At 72.9% G+C, this 16,177-nt stretch carries 13 protein-coding genes; 6 read left to right on the top strand and 7 right to left on the bottom strand.

Translation table 11 applies throughout. The features are described 5' to 3' along the window. Positions 1–447 precede the first annotated feature (447 nt). Together ABD371_RS34695 and ptsP are read left to right on the top strand one after the other, a co-directional pair. Complete coding sequence (locus ABD371_RS34695) at positions 448–897, top strand: PTS sugar transporter subunit IIA (RefSeq protein WP_344486392.1); 450 nt, start codon at positions 448–450, stop codon at positions 895–897. Positions 898–974: 77 nt separating this feature from the next. Further along, the gene (ptsP, locus tag ABD371_RS34690) at positions 975–2,645 is read left to right on the top strand and encodes a phosphoenolpyruvate--protein phosphotransferase (protein ID WP_344486389.1); all 1,671 of its coding nucleotides are present in this window, start codon (positions 975–977) and stop codon (positions 2,643–2,645) included. Between the two features lie 77 nt (positions 2,646–2,722). Here ptsP and ABD371_RS34685 read toward each other — a convergent pair whose 3' ends face one another. Both ABD371_RS34685 and ABD371_RS34680 read right to left on the bottom strand, forming a co-directional pair. Then, positions 2,723–3,772, bottom strand: a complete 1,050-nt coding sequence (locus ABD371_RS34685) for a hypothetical protein (RefSeq protein ID WP_344486386.1) — start codon at positions 3,770–3,772, stop codon at positions 2,723–2,725. A 72-nt stretch (positions 3,773–3,844) separates the two neighbouring features. Then, positions 3,845–5,827 carry an acetoacetate--CoA ligase gene (locus ABD371_RS34680; protein ID WP_344486383.1) on the bottom strand — a complete coding sequence of 661 codons (1,983 nt, stop codon included), beginning with the start codon at positions 5,825–5,827 and terminating at the stop codon, positions 3,845–3,847. Between the two features lie 184 nt (positions 5,828–6,011). On the opposite strand from ABD371_RS34680, the gene ABD371_RS34675 reads away from it, so the two are divergent. Further along, on the top strand, positions 6,012–8,369 hold the full coding sequence (locus tag ABD371_RS34675; protein WP_344486380.1) for a glycoside hydrolase family 31 protein: 2,358 nt from the start codon (positions 6,012–6,014) through the stop codon (positions 8,367–8,369). Between the two features lie 42 nt (positions 8,370–8,411). Here the strand turns inward: ABD371_RS34675 and ABD371_RS34670 are convergent, their stop codons facing one another. Further along, positions 8,412–8,921 carry an NUDIX domain-containing protein gene (locus ABD371_RS34670; protein WP_344486377.1) on the bottom strand — a complete coding sequence of 170 codons (510 nt, stop codon included), beginning with the start codon at positions 8,919–8,921 and terminating at the stop codon, positions 8,412–8,414. 136 nt (positions 8,922–9,057) lie between these two features. Here ABD371_RS34670 and ABD371_RS34665 point away from each other — a divergent pair, with 136 nt between their 5' ends. Together ABD371_RS34665 and ABD371_RS34660 are read left to right on the top strand one after the other, a co-directional pair. Beyond that, a complete protein-coding gene (locus ABD371_RS34665) occupies positions 9,058–9,519 on the top strand; it encodes a Zn-ribbon domain-containing OB-fold protein (RefSeq protein WP_344486374.1) in 462 nt (153 codons plus the stop codon). After that, positions 9,516–10,763, top strand: a complete 1,248-nt coding sequence (locus tag ABD371_RS34660) for a lipid-transfer protein (protein WP_344486370.1) — start codon at positions 9,516–9,518, stop codon at positions 10,761–10,763. The genes ABD371_RS34665 and ABD371_RS34660 overlap by 4 nt, the downstream gene beginning before the upstream one ends. A gap of 34 nt (positions 10,764–10,797) precedes the next feature. Here the strand turns inward: ABD371_RS34660 and ABD371_RS34655 are convergent, their stop codons facing one another. From ABD371_RS34655 to ABD371_RS34640, 4 genes are read right to left on the bottom strand one after another with little or no spacing between them, the layout of a single operon-like run. Then, positions 10,798–11,400, bottom strand: coding sequence for a GTP-binding protein (locus tag ABD371_RS34655; protein WP_344486367.1), 603 nt, complete (start codon positions 11,398–11,400; stop codon positions 10,798–10,800). Then, entirely contained in the window at positions 11,381–11,785 is a 405-nt protein-coding gene (locus ABD371_RS34650) for a DUF742 domain-containing protein (protein WP_344486364.1), read from the bottom strand. The genes ABD371_RS34655 and ABD371_RS34650 overlap by 20 nt, the downstream gene beginning before the upstream one ends. A gap of 10 nt (positions 11,786–11,795) precedes the next feature. Further along, the gene (locus ABD371_RS34645) at positions 11,796–12,248 is read right to left on the bottom strand and encodes a roadblock/LC7 domain-containing protein (RefSeq protein ID WP_190126475.1); all 453 of its coding nucleotides are present in this window, start codon (positions 12,246–12,248) and stop codon (positions 11,796–11,798) included. Next, the gene (locus ABD371_RS34640) at positions 12,245–15,067 is read right to left on the bottom strand and encodes a sensor histidine kinase (RefSeq protein WP_344486360.1); all 2,823 of its coding nucleotides are present in this window, start codon (positions 15,065–15,067) and stop codon (positions 12,245–12,247) included. The genes ABD371_RS34645 and ABD371_RS34640 overlap by 4 nt, the downstream gene beginning before the upstream one ends. A 496-nt stretch (positions 15,068–15,563) precedes the next feature. On the opposite strand from ABD371_RS34640, the gene ABD371_RS34635 reads away from it, so the two are divergent. Further along, entirely contained in the window at positions 15,564–16,055 is a 492-nt protein-coding gene (locus ABD371_RS34635; RefSeq protein ID WP_344486357.1) for a hypothetical protein, read from the top strand. Positions 16,056–16,177 lie beyond the last annotated feature (122 nt).

The raw sequence follows: 16,177 nt of genomic DNA, 5'->3' as shown, positions 1-16,177 counted from the left end.
CTCATCCCCAGAAGGGGACGGGGTATCAACGTATCTGGCGTTGACTTTTGGCACGCTGTTGAGTTCTCAAGGAACGGACGCTTCCTTCAGGCCCTTTTCACCAGGCCCTCCGGGCTTTCCCTTCGGTGTGTCTAAACCGTATCAGGCTTTCTCGGTCTTCCTGACCACCTCTCTGCGGACATGCAGAGATGTAGACCGGTTACGATCTGAGCTTGATGGGTTTCCGCTCGACTCCGGACTCGAAGTCCGGTTGGTGTCGGGCAGGAGTACGACAGTACCCGGCGCCAAGATGCGAGGCAAATCGCCCCCGGAGCGCCCTGGGGAAGCCGCCAACCAGCAGCATTCGGGCGGAACCGGGACTTCATATGACTTACGCTGCTCAACAGTGCGCCGTCCGGGACAGGCAGTGACGGCGCGTCAATCGACTCTCCGCCCCTGGGAGGCTCCATGACCACAGTGACGTCACCTATCGCCGGACGTGCCATCGGACTCGCGGCGGTGCCCGATCCGGTGTTCTCCGGCGCGATGGTCGGGCCCGGTACCGCCATCGATCCCGTCCGGGAACCCTCGGAGGCGCTGGCTCCCGTCGGCGGTGTCATCGTCTCTCTGCACCCGCACGCGTATGTCGTCGTGGATGACGAGGGGCACGGGGTGCTGACGCATCTCGGCATTGACACCGTGCAGCTCAACGGCGAGGGCTTCGAGCTGCTGGTCAACAAGGGCGACACCGTCGTCCGGGGCCAGGCCGTCGTGCGCTGGGACCCCGCGGCCGTGGAAGCCGCGGGCAAGTCCCCGATCTGTCCGGTGGTCGCGCTGGAGGCGACCGCCGACTCCCTCTCCGATGTCCGTGAGGACGGGGACGTGAAGCTCGGGGACCCTCTCTTCGGCTGGCAGTGACGCCGAACAGAGGGTGACGGGCCGGATGGACAGCCAGCGCGGCGGCACATGCCGCCGCTCGATCGGAGACGGGTGAGATGGAGACAACGCTGCGAGGCGTCGGTGTGAGTCACGGCGTGGCCATCGGCGAAGTACGGCACATGGGGACGGCCGTCCTCGAACCGCCGGCCAAGCAGAACACCGCGCAGGACGCCGAGCGCGAGCAGGGGCGCGCCCACCAGGCGGTGGAGGCCGTGGCCGCGGACCTGATCGCCCGGGGCAACCTGGCCGGCGGGGAGGCTCAGGCCGTGCTCGAAGCGCAGGCCCTGATGGCGCAGGACCCTGAGCTGATGGCGGACGTCGAGCGGCGGATCGCCGTCGGCAGCTCCGCCGAGCGCGCGGTCTACGACGCCTTCGCCGCCTATCGGGCGCTGCTGGCGGGTGCCGGTGAGTATCTGGCCGGCCGGGTGGCGGACCTCGACGATGTGCGGAACCGGATCGTGGCCCGGCTGCTGGGTGTGCCGATGCCGGGGGTGCCCGACAGCGACGAGCCCTATGTACTGATCGCCCGCGATCTGGCCCCCGCCGACACGGCGCTGCTGGACCCCGCGCTGGTGCTGGGGTTCGTCACCGAGGAGGGCGGGCCGACCAGTCACAGCGCGATTCTGGCGCGGGCGCTCGGGGTGCCCGCCGTGGTCGCGCTGCCGGGTGCGGGTGAGCTGGCCGAGGGCACGCTGATCGCGGTCGACGGCAGCACCGGCGAGGTCTTCGTGGAGCCGAGCGCGGGGAAGCGGGCCGAGCTGGAGCGCGCCGCCGCCGCGCGGAAGGCCGCACTCTCCGCCTCCAGTGGCCCGGGTGCCACGTCGGACGGTCACAAGGTGCCGCTGCTGGCCAATGTCGGCGGGCCCGCCGATGTACCGGCCGCCGTGGCGGCGGGTGCCGAGGGCGTCGGCCTGTTCCGTACGGAGTTCCTCTTCCTGGACGACAGTGAGCGGGCTCCGTCGGAGGAGGCGCAGGTCGAGGCGTACCGCAAGGTGCTGGAGGCGTTCCCCGAGGGCCGGGTGGTCGTGCGGGTGCTGGACGCGGGCGCGGACAAGCCGCTGGACTTCCTGACGCCGGCCGACGAGCCCAACCCCGCGCTGGGTGTGCGGGGGCTGCGGAGCCTGCTGGATCATCCGGAGGTGCTGCGTACGCAGCTGGTGGCGCTGTCGAGGGCCGCCGAGGGCCTGCCGGTGTATCTGGAGGTCATGGCCCCGATGGTGGCGGACCGTACGGACGCCAAGGCGTTCGCGGACGCGTGCCGGGAGGCCGGGCTGCGGGCGAAGTTCGGCGCGATGGTGGAGATTCCGTCCGCCGCGCTGCGGGCGCGTTCGATTCTGCAGGAGGTCGAGTTCCTTTCGCTCGGCACCAACGATCTGGCGCAGTACGCCTTCGCCGCCGACCGTCAGGTGGGCGCTGTGTCCCGGCTTCAGGATCCGTGGCAGCCGGCGCTGCTCGATCTGGTGGCGCTGTCGGCGGAGGCGGCGAAGGCCGAGGGCAAGAGCTGTGGTGTCTGTGGTGAGGCGGCGTCCGATCCGCTGCTCGCCTGTGTGCTGACGGGGCTGGGTGTGACGTCGCTGTCCATGGGGGCGGCCTCGATCCCGTATGTACGGGCGACTCTGGCGAAGTACACGCTGGCCCAGTGTGAGCGGGCCGCCGCGGCGGCGCGTGCGGTGGACACGGCCGAGGAGGCCCGGGTCGCCGCCCGGGCGGTGCTCTCGGGCGAGTAGGCCGGGCGGCGCGCCCGGGGGCGTGGCGCGATGGTGTGTGGGAGGGGCTCCGCGGAGGCGGGGCCCCTCCCTTTCGTTCAGTGGTGGGAGTCGGGGGCGTCGGTTCCGAGGTCGAAGCCGGCCAGGTATTCGACGCCCGGTTCGGGTGAGATGGGCTCGCCCGTCGTGGCGTCCGTGCAGTAGGCGCTGAACACTTCCGCCTCGGTGAGCGGGACCAGGTCGGACTGGTGCAGTCGCCAGCCGTGGAGGCGGTCGGGGCGGCCGGGGGCGCTGGTGCGCAGCACCACTCCGCCGGGGTTCTCCAGGGCGATCGCGGTGGCCAGTACCGTCACGAACTCGGCGCTCTCCGCGGCGTCGAACCGGGCGGCGGCCGGGGGGTCGTCGCCTTCGCCGTCCTCAGCGGCATCGCCGTCGGCGGCGGCGTCCGTGTTCGTGATGTGGAGGACGGCGAGCAGGTGCTCATCGGGTGCGCGGACGCTGCACACCACGTGGTGGCGGCCCGGTCCGGCGGCCGTGAGCAGGCGGGTCAGCAGGTGGGAGGCGCGGTCGAGGGCGGCGCGGCCGATGTCCTGGCCGCAGTCGGCGCACTCTCCGATGTCGGCGAGGAGCGCGGTGGCGTACTCCCAGGTGGCCCGGCGGACCGCGGTGTCGACGAGCCTGGGCAGCAGTCGGTCGAGGGGCTCTCCGCCGTAGGGAAGGGCGCTGCCGCGCTCGGCGATGCCGGCGGTGTATTTACTGCGGCTGAGGGCGGTGTCGGGGTCGAGGTCGTGGGTCTCGCAGTACGCGGCGAAGTCCTGCGGGTCGAAGAGGGCGACGGTGGTGTGCAGCCGGTCGGTGGTGAGGGATTTGAGCAGGTCTTCGACCTCGCGGAGGTAGACGCGGTGGTCGTGGAAGGCGAAGGTGCGGTAGCGGCGCATCGCGGCGAAGTCGGTGGCGTCGGCGAGGACGCCCACCGTGCTGACGACTTCCCGGCGCAGTGCGGTGCGTGCCTCGCTCCTGGTGGCCGGGCGGTCGCCGGTGGGTCGTGGGCCGCCCCGGGCGCGCTGTTTGGGTCGCCGGGCGGGGCGGCCGACCGGTCCGCCGGGCGGGTTGCCGGACGGAGAACCGGGTGTCTTGTCGTGAGCCATGTCTTCCCCCTGCGGTCGGTCTCTCACTGATTACTGACCGTAGCGGGTGCCACTGACAACGCGGCCGGACCGTCAGCGCCCCCGGGTGCGGGCGAGGTCCGTGTAGAAGGTGAGGAGTCCGGCGTCGTCGACCGAGCCGGGGTTGACCGCCTTGGCCAGGGGGGTGCCCTGGAGCAGGCGTTTCACCGGAACTTCGAGGCGTTTTCCGGTGAGGGTGTGGGGGACGGCGGGGATCTCGATGATGTCGTCGGGGACATGGCGTGGTGAGAGTTGCTCCCGGATCGTGCGGACGATCCGGTCGCGGAGCGCCGTGTCGAGGGCCGCGCCGTCGGCGAGGTGGACGAAGAGCGGCATCCAGTAGCCGCCTTCCGGCTCCTCCAAGCCGATGACCAGGGACTCCTTGATCTCGGGGAGTCGCTCGACGACTTCGTACAGATCCGCGGAGCCCATGCGCACGCCCTGGCGGTTCAGGGTGGAGTCGGAGCGTCCGTGGATGACGACGGAGCCTCGGTCGGTGATGGTGATCCAGTCTCCGTGCCGCCAGACGCCGGGGAACATCTCGAAGTAGCTGTCGCGGTAGCGGCTGCCGTCGGGGTCGTTCCAGAAGCGGATCGGCATGGAGGGCATGGGGCGGGTGACGACGAGTTCGCCGACTTCGCCGACGAGGGGTTCGCCGTGCGGGTCCCAGGACTGGAGGTCGGTGCCGAGGCAGGCCGCCTGGAGTTCGCCGATGTGCACGGGCAGGGTGGGCACGGCTCCGGCGAAGCAGCTGCAGACGTCCGTGCCGCCGCTGACGGAGGCGATCCACAGGTCGCCGCCGTGGTCGGCGAACTCGTCGTGGAGCCAGCGGAAGCCGTCGGGGGGCAGGGGCGATCCGGTGGTGGCGACGCAGCGGACGCGGGAGAGGTCGTGGTCGCGGGCGGGGTGCACGCCGGCTTTGCGGCAGGCCATGACGTAGGCGGCGGAGGTGCCGAAGAAGGTGGCCCCGGTGCGTTCGGCGACGCGCCACTGGGCGTCGGTGCCGGGGTGGCCCGGGCTTCCGTCATACAGGACGACGGTGGTGCCGGTGAGCAGGCCGGAGACGAGGAAGTTCCACATCATCCAGCCGGTGGAGGTGTACCAGAAGAAGCGGTCGCCGGGGCCGAGGTCGCACTGGAGGGCGAGCTGTTTGAGGTGTTCCAGCAGGATGCCGCCCTGGGACTGGACGATGGCCTTGGGGAGGCCGGTGGTGCCGGAGGAGTAGAGGACCCACAGGGGGTGGTCGAAGGCGACCTGCTCGAAGACGGGTTCGGCGGTTCCCGAGGTGACTTCGGACCAGTCGAGGGCGTCTTCGGGGGCGGGCGCGCCGAGCAGCGGCACATGGATCAGGGCGCGGAGGGTGGGGAGTCCGCGGCGGAGTTCGGCGACGGTCTCGGTGCGGTCGTGCTCCTTGCCTCCGTAGCGGTAGCCGTCGACGGCGAAGAGGACGACGGGCTCCACCTGCTGGAAGCGGTCGAGGACGCTGCGCGCGCCGAAGTCTGGGGCGCAGGAGGTCCAGACCGCGCCGACGGCGGCGGTGGCAAGGAGGGCGGTGACGGCCTGCGGGATGTTGGGGAGGTAGCCGCTGACGCGGTCGCCGGGGCGTACGCCGAGGGCGCGGAGCCGGGAGGCGAGCGCTCCCACTTGGCGGCGGAGTTCGGACCAGCTGGTCTCGGCGGGGGCGTGGGACTCGTCCACCTGGAGGAGGGCCGGTTCGTCGGGGCGGTCGGCGGCGGCTCGGAGCGCGTGTTCGGCGTAGTTGAGGGTGGCTCCGGGGAACCAGCGCGCGCCGGGCATGGCGGGGTCGGCGAGGACCGACTCGTACGGGGTGGTGAAGCGGACGTCCGACCATTCGGCGACCGCGCGCCAGAAGTCCTCGAGCCGCTCCACCGACCAGCGGTGCAGGGCCGGGTAGCCGCCGTGGGCGGGGGCTCCGTGGTGTTCGGCGGCCCAGGTCTGGAAGTGGGTGACCCGGGCGGCGGCGATCCGTCGGCCGTCGGGCTGCCAGAGAGGCGCGGCGTTCGCTGCTGGGGTCATGGGGCGGCTCCCGGGTGGCTCTGCGGCTGCTGAGAGGGACGATGCCATGTGATCGTCTTTCGCACCAGGGCTCGTCGCGGGGCCGCTCCCGGCCGTCGGGATGCGGCCGGATGCGGCCTCGGCCGGGGTGAACAGAAGCTGAACGGAGCGCGTTCCCGGTCGCGCCGGTGGCAGGCTGAGCTGCATGGACTGTCGGGGACTGATGCGCTGGGCACGGGGTGTCGCGACCTGGCAAGGCGTGCGTGCGACACGTTTCGCCTGGCGACGGCGGCGGATCGACGCGCGATGGCTGCCCGATCGGGGTCCGGAGCTGGCCAGGGCGCCGGGGGCGGTGACCGGCGCAGAGCCGCTGCCGGGGGGTGGGATCGTCCGTTTCACCCGTTCTGAGCTGCGGATCTGTGTGGTGCTGGGCGGTGCGGTGTTCTGGGGCTGGGACGGCGCGGGTCCCGAGCCGTCGTACGCGCTGGCCGGCGGCGCGCCGGAGCCGGATCCCCGGGCGTCGCTGGAGCCCGACAAGGACGGCGGCTGGCGGGTGGTGTCGGAGCGGGTGACGGTGGAGATCTCGCGGATCGGCGCGGTGTCCATTCGTACGCCCGGTGGGATCGCGTTGCGGCGGGAGCTGCCGCCGCGCTGGTGGGAGCCGGTGGGCGGCGGTCCGGCGCGGTGGTCGCAGCGGTCGGAGGTGGCGGCGGACGCGCGGTTCTTCGGTCTGGGCGGGCGGGCTTCGGGGCCTCGGCTGCGGAATGGCGCGTACCGGCTGTGGAACACGGATCCGGGGGGTTCCTTCGGTCCCGGTGACGATCCTCTCTCCATCACCATGCCGGTGCAGCTGGTGGTGGCCGACGCGGGGACGCATCTCGCGTTTCAGGACAATTCCTGGGACGGGCTGGTGACCTTGCGCGAGGGCGAGGAGGGGGCGGGTTCGGGTCATGACCGGCCGGGCACCAGCGAGGTCCGGATGGCGGGCGGGCCGCTGCGCTGCTGGGTGATCGTGGGCAGGCCCGCGCGGGTGCTGACGCACTGGGCCCGGCTGACGGGCGCGCCCGCGGTACCGCCGTCCTGGGCGCTGGGTCCGCAGCACGCCCGCTGGGGTTTCGGCGGCGAGGAGGGGGTGCGGCGGATCGTCGCGGGCTACCGGGAGCGGGGGCTCGCGCTGTCGGCGGTCCATCTGGACATCGACCATCTCGCCGGGCACCGGGTGTTCACGGTCGACCGGGAGCGGTTTCCCGCGCTGTCCGAGCTGGCGGAGGAGCTGGGCGGGGCGGGGGTCCGGCTGGTCTCCATCGTGGATCCGGGGGTGCGAGCGGAGCCGGGGAATCCGGTGTACGAGGAGGGTGCGGCGGCCGGGGCGTTCGTCCGGGACGGGGACGGGCGGGAGGTGCGGGGGGTGGTCTGGCCCGGTGAGTGCGTCTATCCGGATTTCACCGATCCGCGGGTGCGGAGCTGGTGGGGCGGGCTGTACGAGGAGCGGCTCGCCCGGGGTTTCGCGGGGGTGTGGCACGACATAAACGAGCCGGTGTCCTTCGCTCCCTTCGGTGATCGGACACTGCCCCGGTCGGCCCGGCACGATCTGGACGGGCGGGGCGGGGATCACCGCGAGGGCCACAACGTCTACGGGCTGACGATGGCCCGGGCGGGGTACGAGGGGCTGGCGCGGCTGCGCCCCGGGGAGCGTCCGTTCCTCTTCTCGCGTTCGGGGTGGGCGGGGATGCAGCGGTACGGGGGGACCTGGTCGGGCGATGTGTCCAGCGACTGGCCGGGGCTGCGGGCCTCGCTCTCGCTGGTGCTGGGGCTCGGGCTGTGCGGGGTGCCCTACTCGGGGCCCGACATCGGGGGTTTCGCCGGTGATCCCTCGCCGGAGCTGTATCTGCGCTGGTTCCAGCTGGGCGCGTATCTGCCGCTGTTCCGGACGCACGCGGCGCTCGGCGCGGGGCGCAGGGAGCCGTGGGAGTTCGGCCCCTCGGTGCTGGCCCACGCGCGGGCGGCGCTCGGTGAGCGGGAGCGGCTGCGGCCGTACTTCGTGACGCTCGCCCATACGGCGCGGTCGACGGGCGCGCCGTACGCGCGTCCGCTGTGGTGGGGTTCCCCGGAGGACCGGGGGCTGCGGGAGTGCGAGGACGCGTTTCTGCTGGGGGACGCTCTGCTGGTGGCCCCGGTGCTGGAGCCGGGGGTGGAGCGGCGGGCGGTGCGGCTGCCGAAGGGCCGCTGGTACGACACGGTGACGGGCCGGGCGTACGACGGGCCGGGGCGGGTGGTGCTGGACGCGCCGCTGTCACGGGTTCCGGTGCTGGCGCGGGGCGGTGCGGTGATTCCGGTGCGCGGGGCGGACGGCGGGGTGGAACTGGAGGTGTGGGCTCCGGCCGCCGGGCGCAGGGGCGGCGGTGTGGTGGTGCCGGATCCGGGGGACGGCTGGGCGCGCGCCGAGGTGGAGCGCTATACGTCCCGGCTGGTGGACGGGCGGGTGAAGGTGCGGCGGGTCAGCACGGAAGGGGCGGTTCCGCCGAGTCGGCGGGTACGGCTGCGAGGGCTGCGGGAGCCGTGAGGGCCGTCGGGAGCGGGCGGCCGGGAATGGCCGGATCCCGACTCAGCCGTAGCGGTGCAGGAACCATCTCCGTACCGCCGTCGTATGCAGGGGGAAGGCGAGTTCGGCGGGGGTGTGCAGCAGATGGTGGCCGGAGGTCTCGCCGGTGGGGACGGAAGGGGGCAGTTCGGCGGCGGCTCGTGCGGGGAGCAGACCGAAGAGGAGCAGATGGCCGTCGGGGGCGCTGAGGGCGTCGGCGAGCCGGACGTCGGAGGGTGACGCCTCGATGCCCGTCTCCTCGTGGAGTTCGCGGGCGACCGCCTGCTGCCAGGTCTCCCCGTGGTCGATGAAGCCGCCGGGGAGGGCGACTCCCCCGCGCCTCGGTTCGATGGTGCGGGTGATGACGACGAGACCGGGTCCGTCTTCGCCGCCGTGGACGGGCTGGAGTGCCACGGCGACCGGCAGGGGGTTGCGGTAGGCGGTTTCGCCGCAGGCGGGGCAGGTGCGGGGCCATCGGCCGGCGGAACCGCCGTACGGGGTTCCGCAGTTGCCGCAGTACGAGTCCTTGGGCACGGGCGGACTGTATCCGATCACGCCCTCGGCACGGGCGCGGTACGGCCACCGGGGAGCCGGGGCGCGCCCCTCGCCGTGGGCCGTCGGGCGTGGCACACTTCTGACGTACCGTCAGACACTGGGCCGGGGAGGGCTTGTGGCGCGCGTACCCGTGGTGGCCGGCTGGTTCACCGGCGAAGGCGGCGACGGTGAGGCGGGCGAGGAGGGTTTCCGGCTGCTGGGCACCCGCTGCACGGCGTGCTCGGCGGTCTTCTTCCCGCCCGAGCGCGACTTCTGCCGCGATCCCTGCTGCCCGGGCGGGGAGCTGACCGGGGTGCCGCTCTCCCGGCGGGGGCGGATCTGGTCGTACACCGACGCGCGCTACCGCCCGCCCGCGCCGTACGCGTCCGACCCGGACACCCCGTGGCGGCCGTACACCCTGATCGCCGTCGAGCTGGCGGCCGAGCGCATCGTGGTGCTGGGGCAGGCGGCCCCGGGGGTGACCCCGGCGGATCTCTCGGTGGGCATGACGGCCGAGGCGGTGCCCGGGGTGCTCGGGGAGGACACCGGGGCGGTCCGGACCACCTGGTGGTGGCGGCCGGTCGCGGCGGGCCGATGACGTCCGGGGACGGGTCCGGGGGCGGGGGCGGGGGAGGATCTGCGTCCGGGTCCGGAGCCGGCGAGATCGCGGTCCTGGGGATCGGGACGCACCCCTGGGGCAAGTGGGGCCACAGCTTTGTGCGGTACGGGGTGGTCGCGGCGCGGGCGGCCCTCCGCGACGCGGGCGTCGACTGGCGGCGGATCCGGTCGGTGGTCGGCGCGAACACCGTGCGCGGCGGCTACCCCGGGCAAGTGGCGGGGGCGACCTTCGCCCGGGCGCTCGGCTGGCAGGGCGCGCGGGTCACCAGCGTCTACGCGGCCTGCGCCTCCGGGGCACAGGCCATCGACGCGGCACGGGCGCAGATCCTGGCCGGTCTCGCCGACGCGGTGCTGGTGGTGGGCGCGGACTCGGCCCCCAAGGGCTTCTTCGCGCCCTCGGGCGGCGACCGGCCGGACGATCCCGACTGGCTGCGGTTCCGGGTCCTCGGCGCGACCAACCCCGCGTACTTCGGGCTCCACGCCCGGCGGCGGATGGCCCTGCACGGGGACACTCCGGAGGACTTCGCCCTGGTCAAGGTGAAGAACGCGGCGGCGGGCGCGCTCAATCCGGACGCCCGCTACCGTACCCGGGTCTCCCTGCGCGAGGTGGCGGTCTCGGCGGTCGTCGCCGATCCGCTGCGGCTGCTCGACATCTGCGCCACCTCCGACGGGGCCGCGGCGCTGGTCCTCTCCAGCCTGGAGTTCGCGCGCCGGCACGGGGCCGCCGATCCCGTCCGGCTCCGTGCCGTGTCGACGCTGACCCCGGTGTACCCGAGGACGGTGCTCGACCTTCCGGACATCGCGACCGACCCCGCGCTCGGGATGCGGCCCCCGCCGCACTCCTTCCGCGCCTCGCTCGCGCGGGCCGCGTACGAGGAGGCGGGCATCGGTCCGGCGGAGCTCTCGCTCGCCGAGGTCTACGACCTCTCCACCGCCCTGGAGCTGGAGTGGTACGAGGACATCGGGCTCTGCGGTCCCGGCGAGGGGGCGAAGCTCGTACGGGAGGGCGTGACCGCGCTCGGCGGCCGGATCCCGGTGAACGCCGGCGGCGGGCTCGCCTCCTTCGGGGAGGCGGTGCCCGCGCAGGCCATCGCGCAGGTGTGCGAGCTGACCCGGCAGCTGCGGGGGACGGCGGGCGCGCGCCAGGTGGCCGGGGCGCGGGCCGGGATCGCCGTGACCCAGGGGCTGTTCGGGCACGGCTCGGCCGTCGTCGCCGTACGCTGAGAACGCTGTCGGGACGGCCGCCGGGGCGGGCGGATCAGGTCGCGGCCGCCCTGCGGAGGCCGTCGACGCGCTCCAGGGCGTGCTCGACCACCGCGACCAGGACCTCCTTGACCGATTCGCGCTCGCGGGCGTCGCACATCATCAGCGGCACACCGGGATCGAGGTCGAGGGCGGTCCGCACCGTCTCCACGGGGAAGCGGCCGGCTCCGTCGAAGCAGTTGACGGCGACGGTGAAGGGGATCCCCCGGCGCTCGAAGTAGTCGACGGCGGCGAACGAGTCCTCCAGACGGCGGGTGTCGGCGAGGACGACCGCGCCCAGCGCGCCCTGGGCGAGTTCGTCCCAGAGGAACCAGAAGCGGTCCTGGCCCGGGGTGCCGAAGACGTAGAGCACCAGATCCTCGCGGAGCGTGATGCGCCCGAAGTCCATGGCGACGGTGGTCGTCGTCTTCCCCTCGACGCCGGCCGTGTCGTCCACCGGGCGTCCCGCCTCGCTCAGCGTCTCCTCGGTGCGCAGCGGTCTGATCTCGCTGACCGCGCCCACCAGGGTGGTCTTTCCCACCCCGAATCCGCCCGCGACCAGGATCTTCAGGGTCACCGGCTCGACGGGCCGCCGGCTGTTAGAGCGCCCGAAGACCATTGATCACCTCGCGGAGAATATTCACGTCCGGCAGTTCTGCCGGGGGTACGGGACGGGTTACATGGACGAGCGCGTCCTCCACCAGATCGCCGACGAGGACGCGCACCACCCCCACGGGGAGGTCGAGACCGGCCGCGAGTTCGGCGATGGACTGCGGGGTGTCCTCGCAGCGTTCGACGATCTCGACGTGTTCCGGCGAGAGCGACTGGTCGTGGACGGGGTGGTCGGCGGCCGGTTCCGGCACGACCAGGGCGATCAGATCGAGCCGGTGGTGGGAGGTGCTGCTCGTACGGCCGCGGGTCATGGCGTACGGGCGGACCACCGGCCCCGCCTCGGCGTCGAAGTAGTGGTGCGGATGCTGGGCGTGATGAGCCGATTCACTCATGACGGAACCGTCACCCTCCGGCGCGACCGGTCCGCGGCGCGGTGGCGAGGTGGACTCCTACTCGTTTGACCATGAGCGTCATCTCGTACGCCACCTGGCCGACGTCCGAGTCGGCGTCCGCGAGCACGGCCAGACAGCTGCCGTCGCCCGCGGCGGTGACGAAGAGGAAGGCCTCGTCCAGTTCCACGACGGTCTGGCGGACCCTGCCCGCGTCGAAATGGCGGCCCACGCCCTTGGCGAGGCTGTGGAACCCGGAGGCCACGGCGGCGAGATGCTCGCTGTCCTCCCGGGTCAGCTCCCGCGAGGTGCCGGTCGCCAGACCGTCGCTGGAGAGCACGAGGGCCTTGTGGATGCTGCCGACCCGGTCGACCAGTTCATCCAGCAGCCAGTTCAGTTCACCCACTGCCGGGTTGGCCGGGCGTCCGCCGGCGGTGTGGTGTGCTGCGGCATGCGGTGCGGTCATCGACCGTCCCCCTCCGATGTCGTTCGTGGTGCTGTCCGGCCGGGGACGGTGCCGATGGTCCGGTCGGCCTCGTCGTCCCCGTGTGCGTTCTTGAGGCGGCCCCGCTGCCAGCCCCGCTGCATGGAGGCCATGCGGCTGCGTACTTCCTCGGCGTCGCGTTCGGTCTCCCGGCCCGGTTCCCGGTCCTCGGTACGGGGGTCGGGCGCGGCGGCCCGGAGCTGGGGGGCCAGGTTCGCCTGGCGGACCCGGCGGGGCAGGCCGTCGATCAGCGCGGGTGCCGCGTCGTCGCCGCCGCTTCCCGTACCGCTGCTCCGCGTACCGCCGCTTCCCGTGCCGCCGCTTCCCGTGCCGCCGCTCCGCGTACCGCTCTCCGTGCCGGGCGCGGTGGCGCGGCCCGACGGGACGGCCGCCGGGGCGGTCGGGGCGGGGGCAGGGGCGGGGGCAGGGGCGGTCGGGGCGGGGGCGGGGCGGGTGTGGCCCGGCTCGTCCACCCGGCGTCCGCGGTCGGCGACGAGGGTGGGGGTGCGGCGGGGCAGCGGCACGGGCTCCGCCCTCCGCTCCGCCGCCGGGTCGGCCTGCTGCGGATGCGGCTCGTCCGGGGCGGTGCGCCGGGCGTGGCGCGAGCGGGAGCGGAAGACTCCCGCGCGGTCCCGGTCCCGGTCCCGGTCGCCGTCGTCGAGATCGAGGAGCGCGCCGGGGCCGGTGAGGGTGTCGGGGTCCGTGAGGGTCTCCGCGCCGCTCAGTCCCAGCGGGTCGACGGGTCCTTCGAGTTCGACCGGGCCGGCGAAGAGCGCGGAGTCGTCCCGGTGGTCGGGGGTCCGGCCGGAGGGCCTGGCGCGCGCCGACAGTTTGCCGTCGCTGCCGCGCCGGCCGGCCGGGGAGTCGCTCTTGCGGTCGAGCCGGAAGCCGGTGCCCTGGGTCTCGGGAGCCTCGGTGAGCAGGGGCGCGGGGATGAAGACGACCGCCGTGGTGCCCCCGTACGGTGAGGGCTGGAGCGAGACCCTGACGCCCTGGCGCTGGGCGAGCCGGCTGACGACGAACAGTCCGAGGCGGTCGGTGTCGGAGAGTTCGAACTCCGGGGTCTCGGCGAGCCGGAGATTGGCGTCGAGGAGCAGTTCGGAGGCCATTCCGAGGCCCCGGTCGTGGATTTCCAGGGTGAAGCCGTTGGCCACCCGCTCGCCGAGCACCTGGACACCGGTGTGCGGGGGCGAGAAGACGGTGGCGTTCTCCAGGAGTTCGGCTATGAGGTGGGTGAGGTCGGCGACCGCGGGGCCGCCGACGCCGATGCGGGGCAGCCGGCGGACCTCGATGCGCTCGTAGTCCTCGACCTCGGCGACGGCCGCGCGCACGACGTCCATCAGCTGGATCGGCTTGCGCCACTGACGGGAGGGGGCCGCGCCGGAGAGGATCACCAGGCCTTCGGCGTGGCGTCGCATACGGGTGGTGAGGTGGTCGAGGCGGAAGAGATCGGCCAGTTCGTCGGTGTCCTCGGTGCGTCGTTCCATGGCGTCGAGGAGGGTGAGCTGGCGGTGCAGGAGGACCTGGTTGCGGCGGGCGAGGTTGACGAAGACCTCGGAGACGCCGCGCCGCATGTCGGCCTGGCGGACGGCGGCCTCGACGGCGGCGCGCTGGAGGGTGTTGAGGGCCTGGCCCGCCTGGCCGATCTCGTCCTTGTCGTACTCCAGGCGCGGCGCTTCGGTCTCGACGTCGACCTTCTCGCCGGCGGCGAGGCGGCGCATCACGCTGGGCAGGCGGACGCCGGAGACCTCGTGGGCCTCCTTGCGCAGCCGGGAGAGGTCGCGGATCAGGTCGCGGCCGACGCGTACGGAGACGATGACGGAGACGAGCAGGGCGAGGAACCCGAGGATGCCGGCGACGCCCGCCTGGAGGAAGACTCCGTTCGCGGCGGGGCCGACGCGGTCCTGGTGGCGCTCGCCGGAGGCCCTGGCCTCACGGCTGAGTTCCTCGAGGACGGGGGTCGCGGCGGCGTGCCACTCCTCGGCCTGGGCGGCGGAGGCCCGGGTGACGGGCCCGCCGTCGATGAGGCGCTCCTCGGCGGCCCGCAGGGGTTCGGTCTTGGGGCCGCGCCAGAACTGGAGATAGATCTCGCGTTCCCGGGCGGGCAGGGATTCGAGGTTGATCTCGTAGTACAGCTCGCGGTGGGCGACGAAGTCGGAGAGCTGACGGATCTCGCCGGCGGTGACCTTGCCCGTGGTGAGGGCGGAGACGATCAGCGCGTCCTCGCGGGAGAGCATCTCGGCCGCGCGGGCCAGTCCGGCGACGGCGCGGCCCTGGCGCTCGATGTCCACGTCGTGGACGGAGTGCAGTGTGGCCATGAAGCTGAAGCCGGGGTTGATGATCCGGTTGTAGTAGTCGAGGGCCTGGGCGCGGGAGACGGTGCCGGAGTCCACGGAGCGGCGGAGGGCGACGAGTCCGTCGAAGCCCTTGACGAGCGAGGCGAGCTTGCGCTCGGAGTCGGAGCGCAGATCGTCTCGTACGTCCTGTCCGGCGATGCTCTCCTTGAGTTCGGCGACCACCTTGTCGGTGGCGCGGCGCTTGTCGCGGAGGGCCGGCAGGGCGTCGGAGGCGCGGCGGTCGGCCAGATAGACCAGCGTCTGGCGGCGCTCTCCCTGGACGACGTCGAGCGCGTCGACCATGGGCTCGCCGATCCGGTCGACCACCGCGCCCACGTCGAGGAGGTTGTCGGCCTCGCGTCCGGTGATGGCTGTGGCGAAGCCCCAGAGGGCGGTCAGGGAGAGCAGCGGCACCAGCAACAACGCCACGATCTTCCGGCGGATGGACTTCCCGCGAAAGCGCATGGCCTCCCCCTGCTCAACACCGTCCGGTACGGGCGGTGTTCCCTCGGTCAACAAACGGCGCGAGCCTACTACTGTCACTCAGACAACTCGAAGACACGTCCGGTCGATTTTCGGCCTGTCGCTGCTGTGTTGATCACGGGATGTCCCGGTATTCAAGGAGTTGGCATTCCCGGCGTGTCGTATGAGACCCGGCGCGCCTCGGATACCGAACGAGGGGCATTGGCTGGAATTCTTCGCCCTGTGCCCGGGATACGGGAATCATCCGAGCTGATCGGGCGTCTTCGTAGTGAGAGGACGCGCGGGACGGTGGGTCCGGCTCACCGGCCGGTGGCCCGAGTGGGGGTCTCAATCCCGTTGGGGCGGGGGAATGTTCGGTCCGGCCGGTTCGGCGGCGCTCCGCGAGGGGCGGTGGCGGACCGGAGTGAAGCGGTGGATTCCGGGCAGCCGAACCGAGGGTGGAAGACATGTGTGCAGGGGGTGGGAAGTGAGAAGGACGATGGAAGCGGACGAGCGTCGCGACGGGAGCGGAGCGGCGGACCAGGTGCCGGTGACGCCGGTTCGGCGGCAGCTCTGGGTGGAGGAGCCCGCCGCGCGGCGGAGGATGGCCGATCCGGTCCGGACGTCGGCGGTCCGGGCGGTGCTCATCGTTTCGCTGACGCTGATTCAGGCGATGGTCGCCTTTCTGTGCACGCTGGCGGGTTCCTGGCTGGCGTTTCCGATGGTGCTCGGCGGTGTCGCCGGGACGGTGGTCGCGACCTGGGGCGTGCTGGACGTCTGGGTGACCCGTCAGGTCTGGAATCAGCGCCACGGGGTGGTGTCGGAGCCGAGCAGCAGCGCCCGGCGGCTGCGGCGTGATCGCAGGCGGGAGCGGCGTGCGGCCAGGGCGGCGGAGCGGCGCGGCGCGGCTATACGGCGGCGGGGTCCCGGGCGCGGGGAGCGGGTGCCACAGCGGGGGGCCGGCCGCCTTTCGGAGCTGTCGGAGGTCTGATCGGGCATACCGGGCTTGACCGGGCTCAACCGGTCTGCCCGGCTTGAGCCGGCTCGGCCGAAGCCCGGGCCGGGGAGAGATCCGCCGGCCCGGGCGGTGCGCTGCTCGCTCGGTGGTGGGTC

The sequence above is a fragment of the Streptomyces amakusaensis genome (assembly GCF_039532665.1).
GTDB classification, from domain to species: domain Bacteria; phylum Actinomycetota; class Actinomycetes; order Streptomycetales; family Streptomycetaceae; genus Streptomyces; species Streptomyces amakusaensis.
The sequence above is the reverse complement of the archived record's forward strand: the minus strand, read 5'-3'. Positions and strand labels throughout refer to the sequence as shown.

Coding starts and splice junctions, on each gene's coding strand:
- ABD371_RS34695 (WP_344486392.1), top strand. CDS start 448: ATGACCACAGTGACGTCACCTATCGCCGGACGTGCCATCGGACTCGCG.
- ptsP (WP_344486389.1), top strand. CDS start 975: ATGGAGACAACGCTGCGAGGCGTCGGTGTGAGTCACGGCGTGGCCATC.
- ABD371_RS34685 (WP_344486386.1), bottom strand. CDS start 3,772: ATGGCTCACGACAAGACACCCGGTTCTCCGTCCGGCAACCCGCCCGGC.
- ABD371_RS34680 (WP_344486383.1), bottom strand. CDS start 5,827: ATGACCCCAGCAGCGAACGCCGCGCCTCTCTGGCAGCCCGACGGCCGA.
- ABD371_RS34675 (WP_344486380.1), top strand. CDS start 6,012: ATGGACTGTCGGGGACTGATGCGCTGGGCACGGGGTGTCGCGACCTGG.
- ABD371_RS34660 (WP_344486370.1), top strand. CDS start 9,516: ATGACGTCCGGGGACGGGTCCGGGGGCGGGGGCGGGGGAGGATCTGCG.
- ABD371_RS34655 (WP_344486367.1), bottom strand. CDS start 11,400: ATGGTCTTCGGGCGCTCTAACAGCCGGCGGCCCGTCGAGCCGGTGACC.
- ABD371_RS34650 (WP_344486364.1), bottom strand. CDS start 11,785: ATGAGTGAATCGGCTCATCACGCCCAGCATCCGCACCACTACTTCGAC.
- ABD371_RS34645 (WP_190126475.1), bottom strand. CDS start 12,248: ATGACCGCACCGCATGCCGCAGCACACCACACCGCCGGCGGACGCCCG.
- ABD371_RS34640 (WP_344486360.1), bottom strand. CDS start 15,067: ATGCGCTTTCGCGGGAAGTCCATCCGCCGGAAGATCGTGGCGTTGTTG.
- ABD371_RS34635 (WP_344486357.1), top strand. CDS start 15,564: ATGGAAGCGGACGAGCGTCGCGACGGGAGCGGAGCGGCGGACCAGGTG.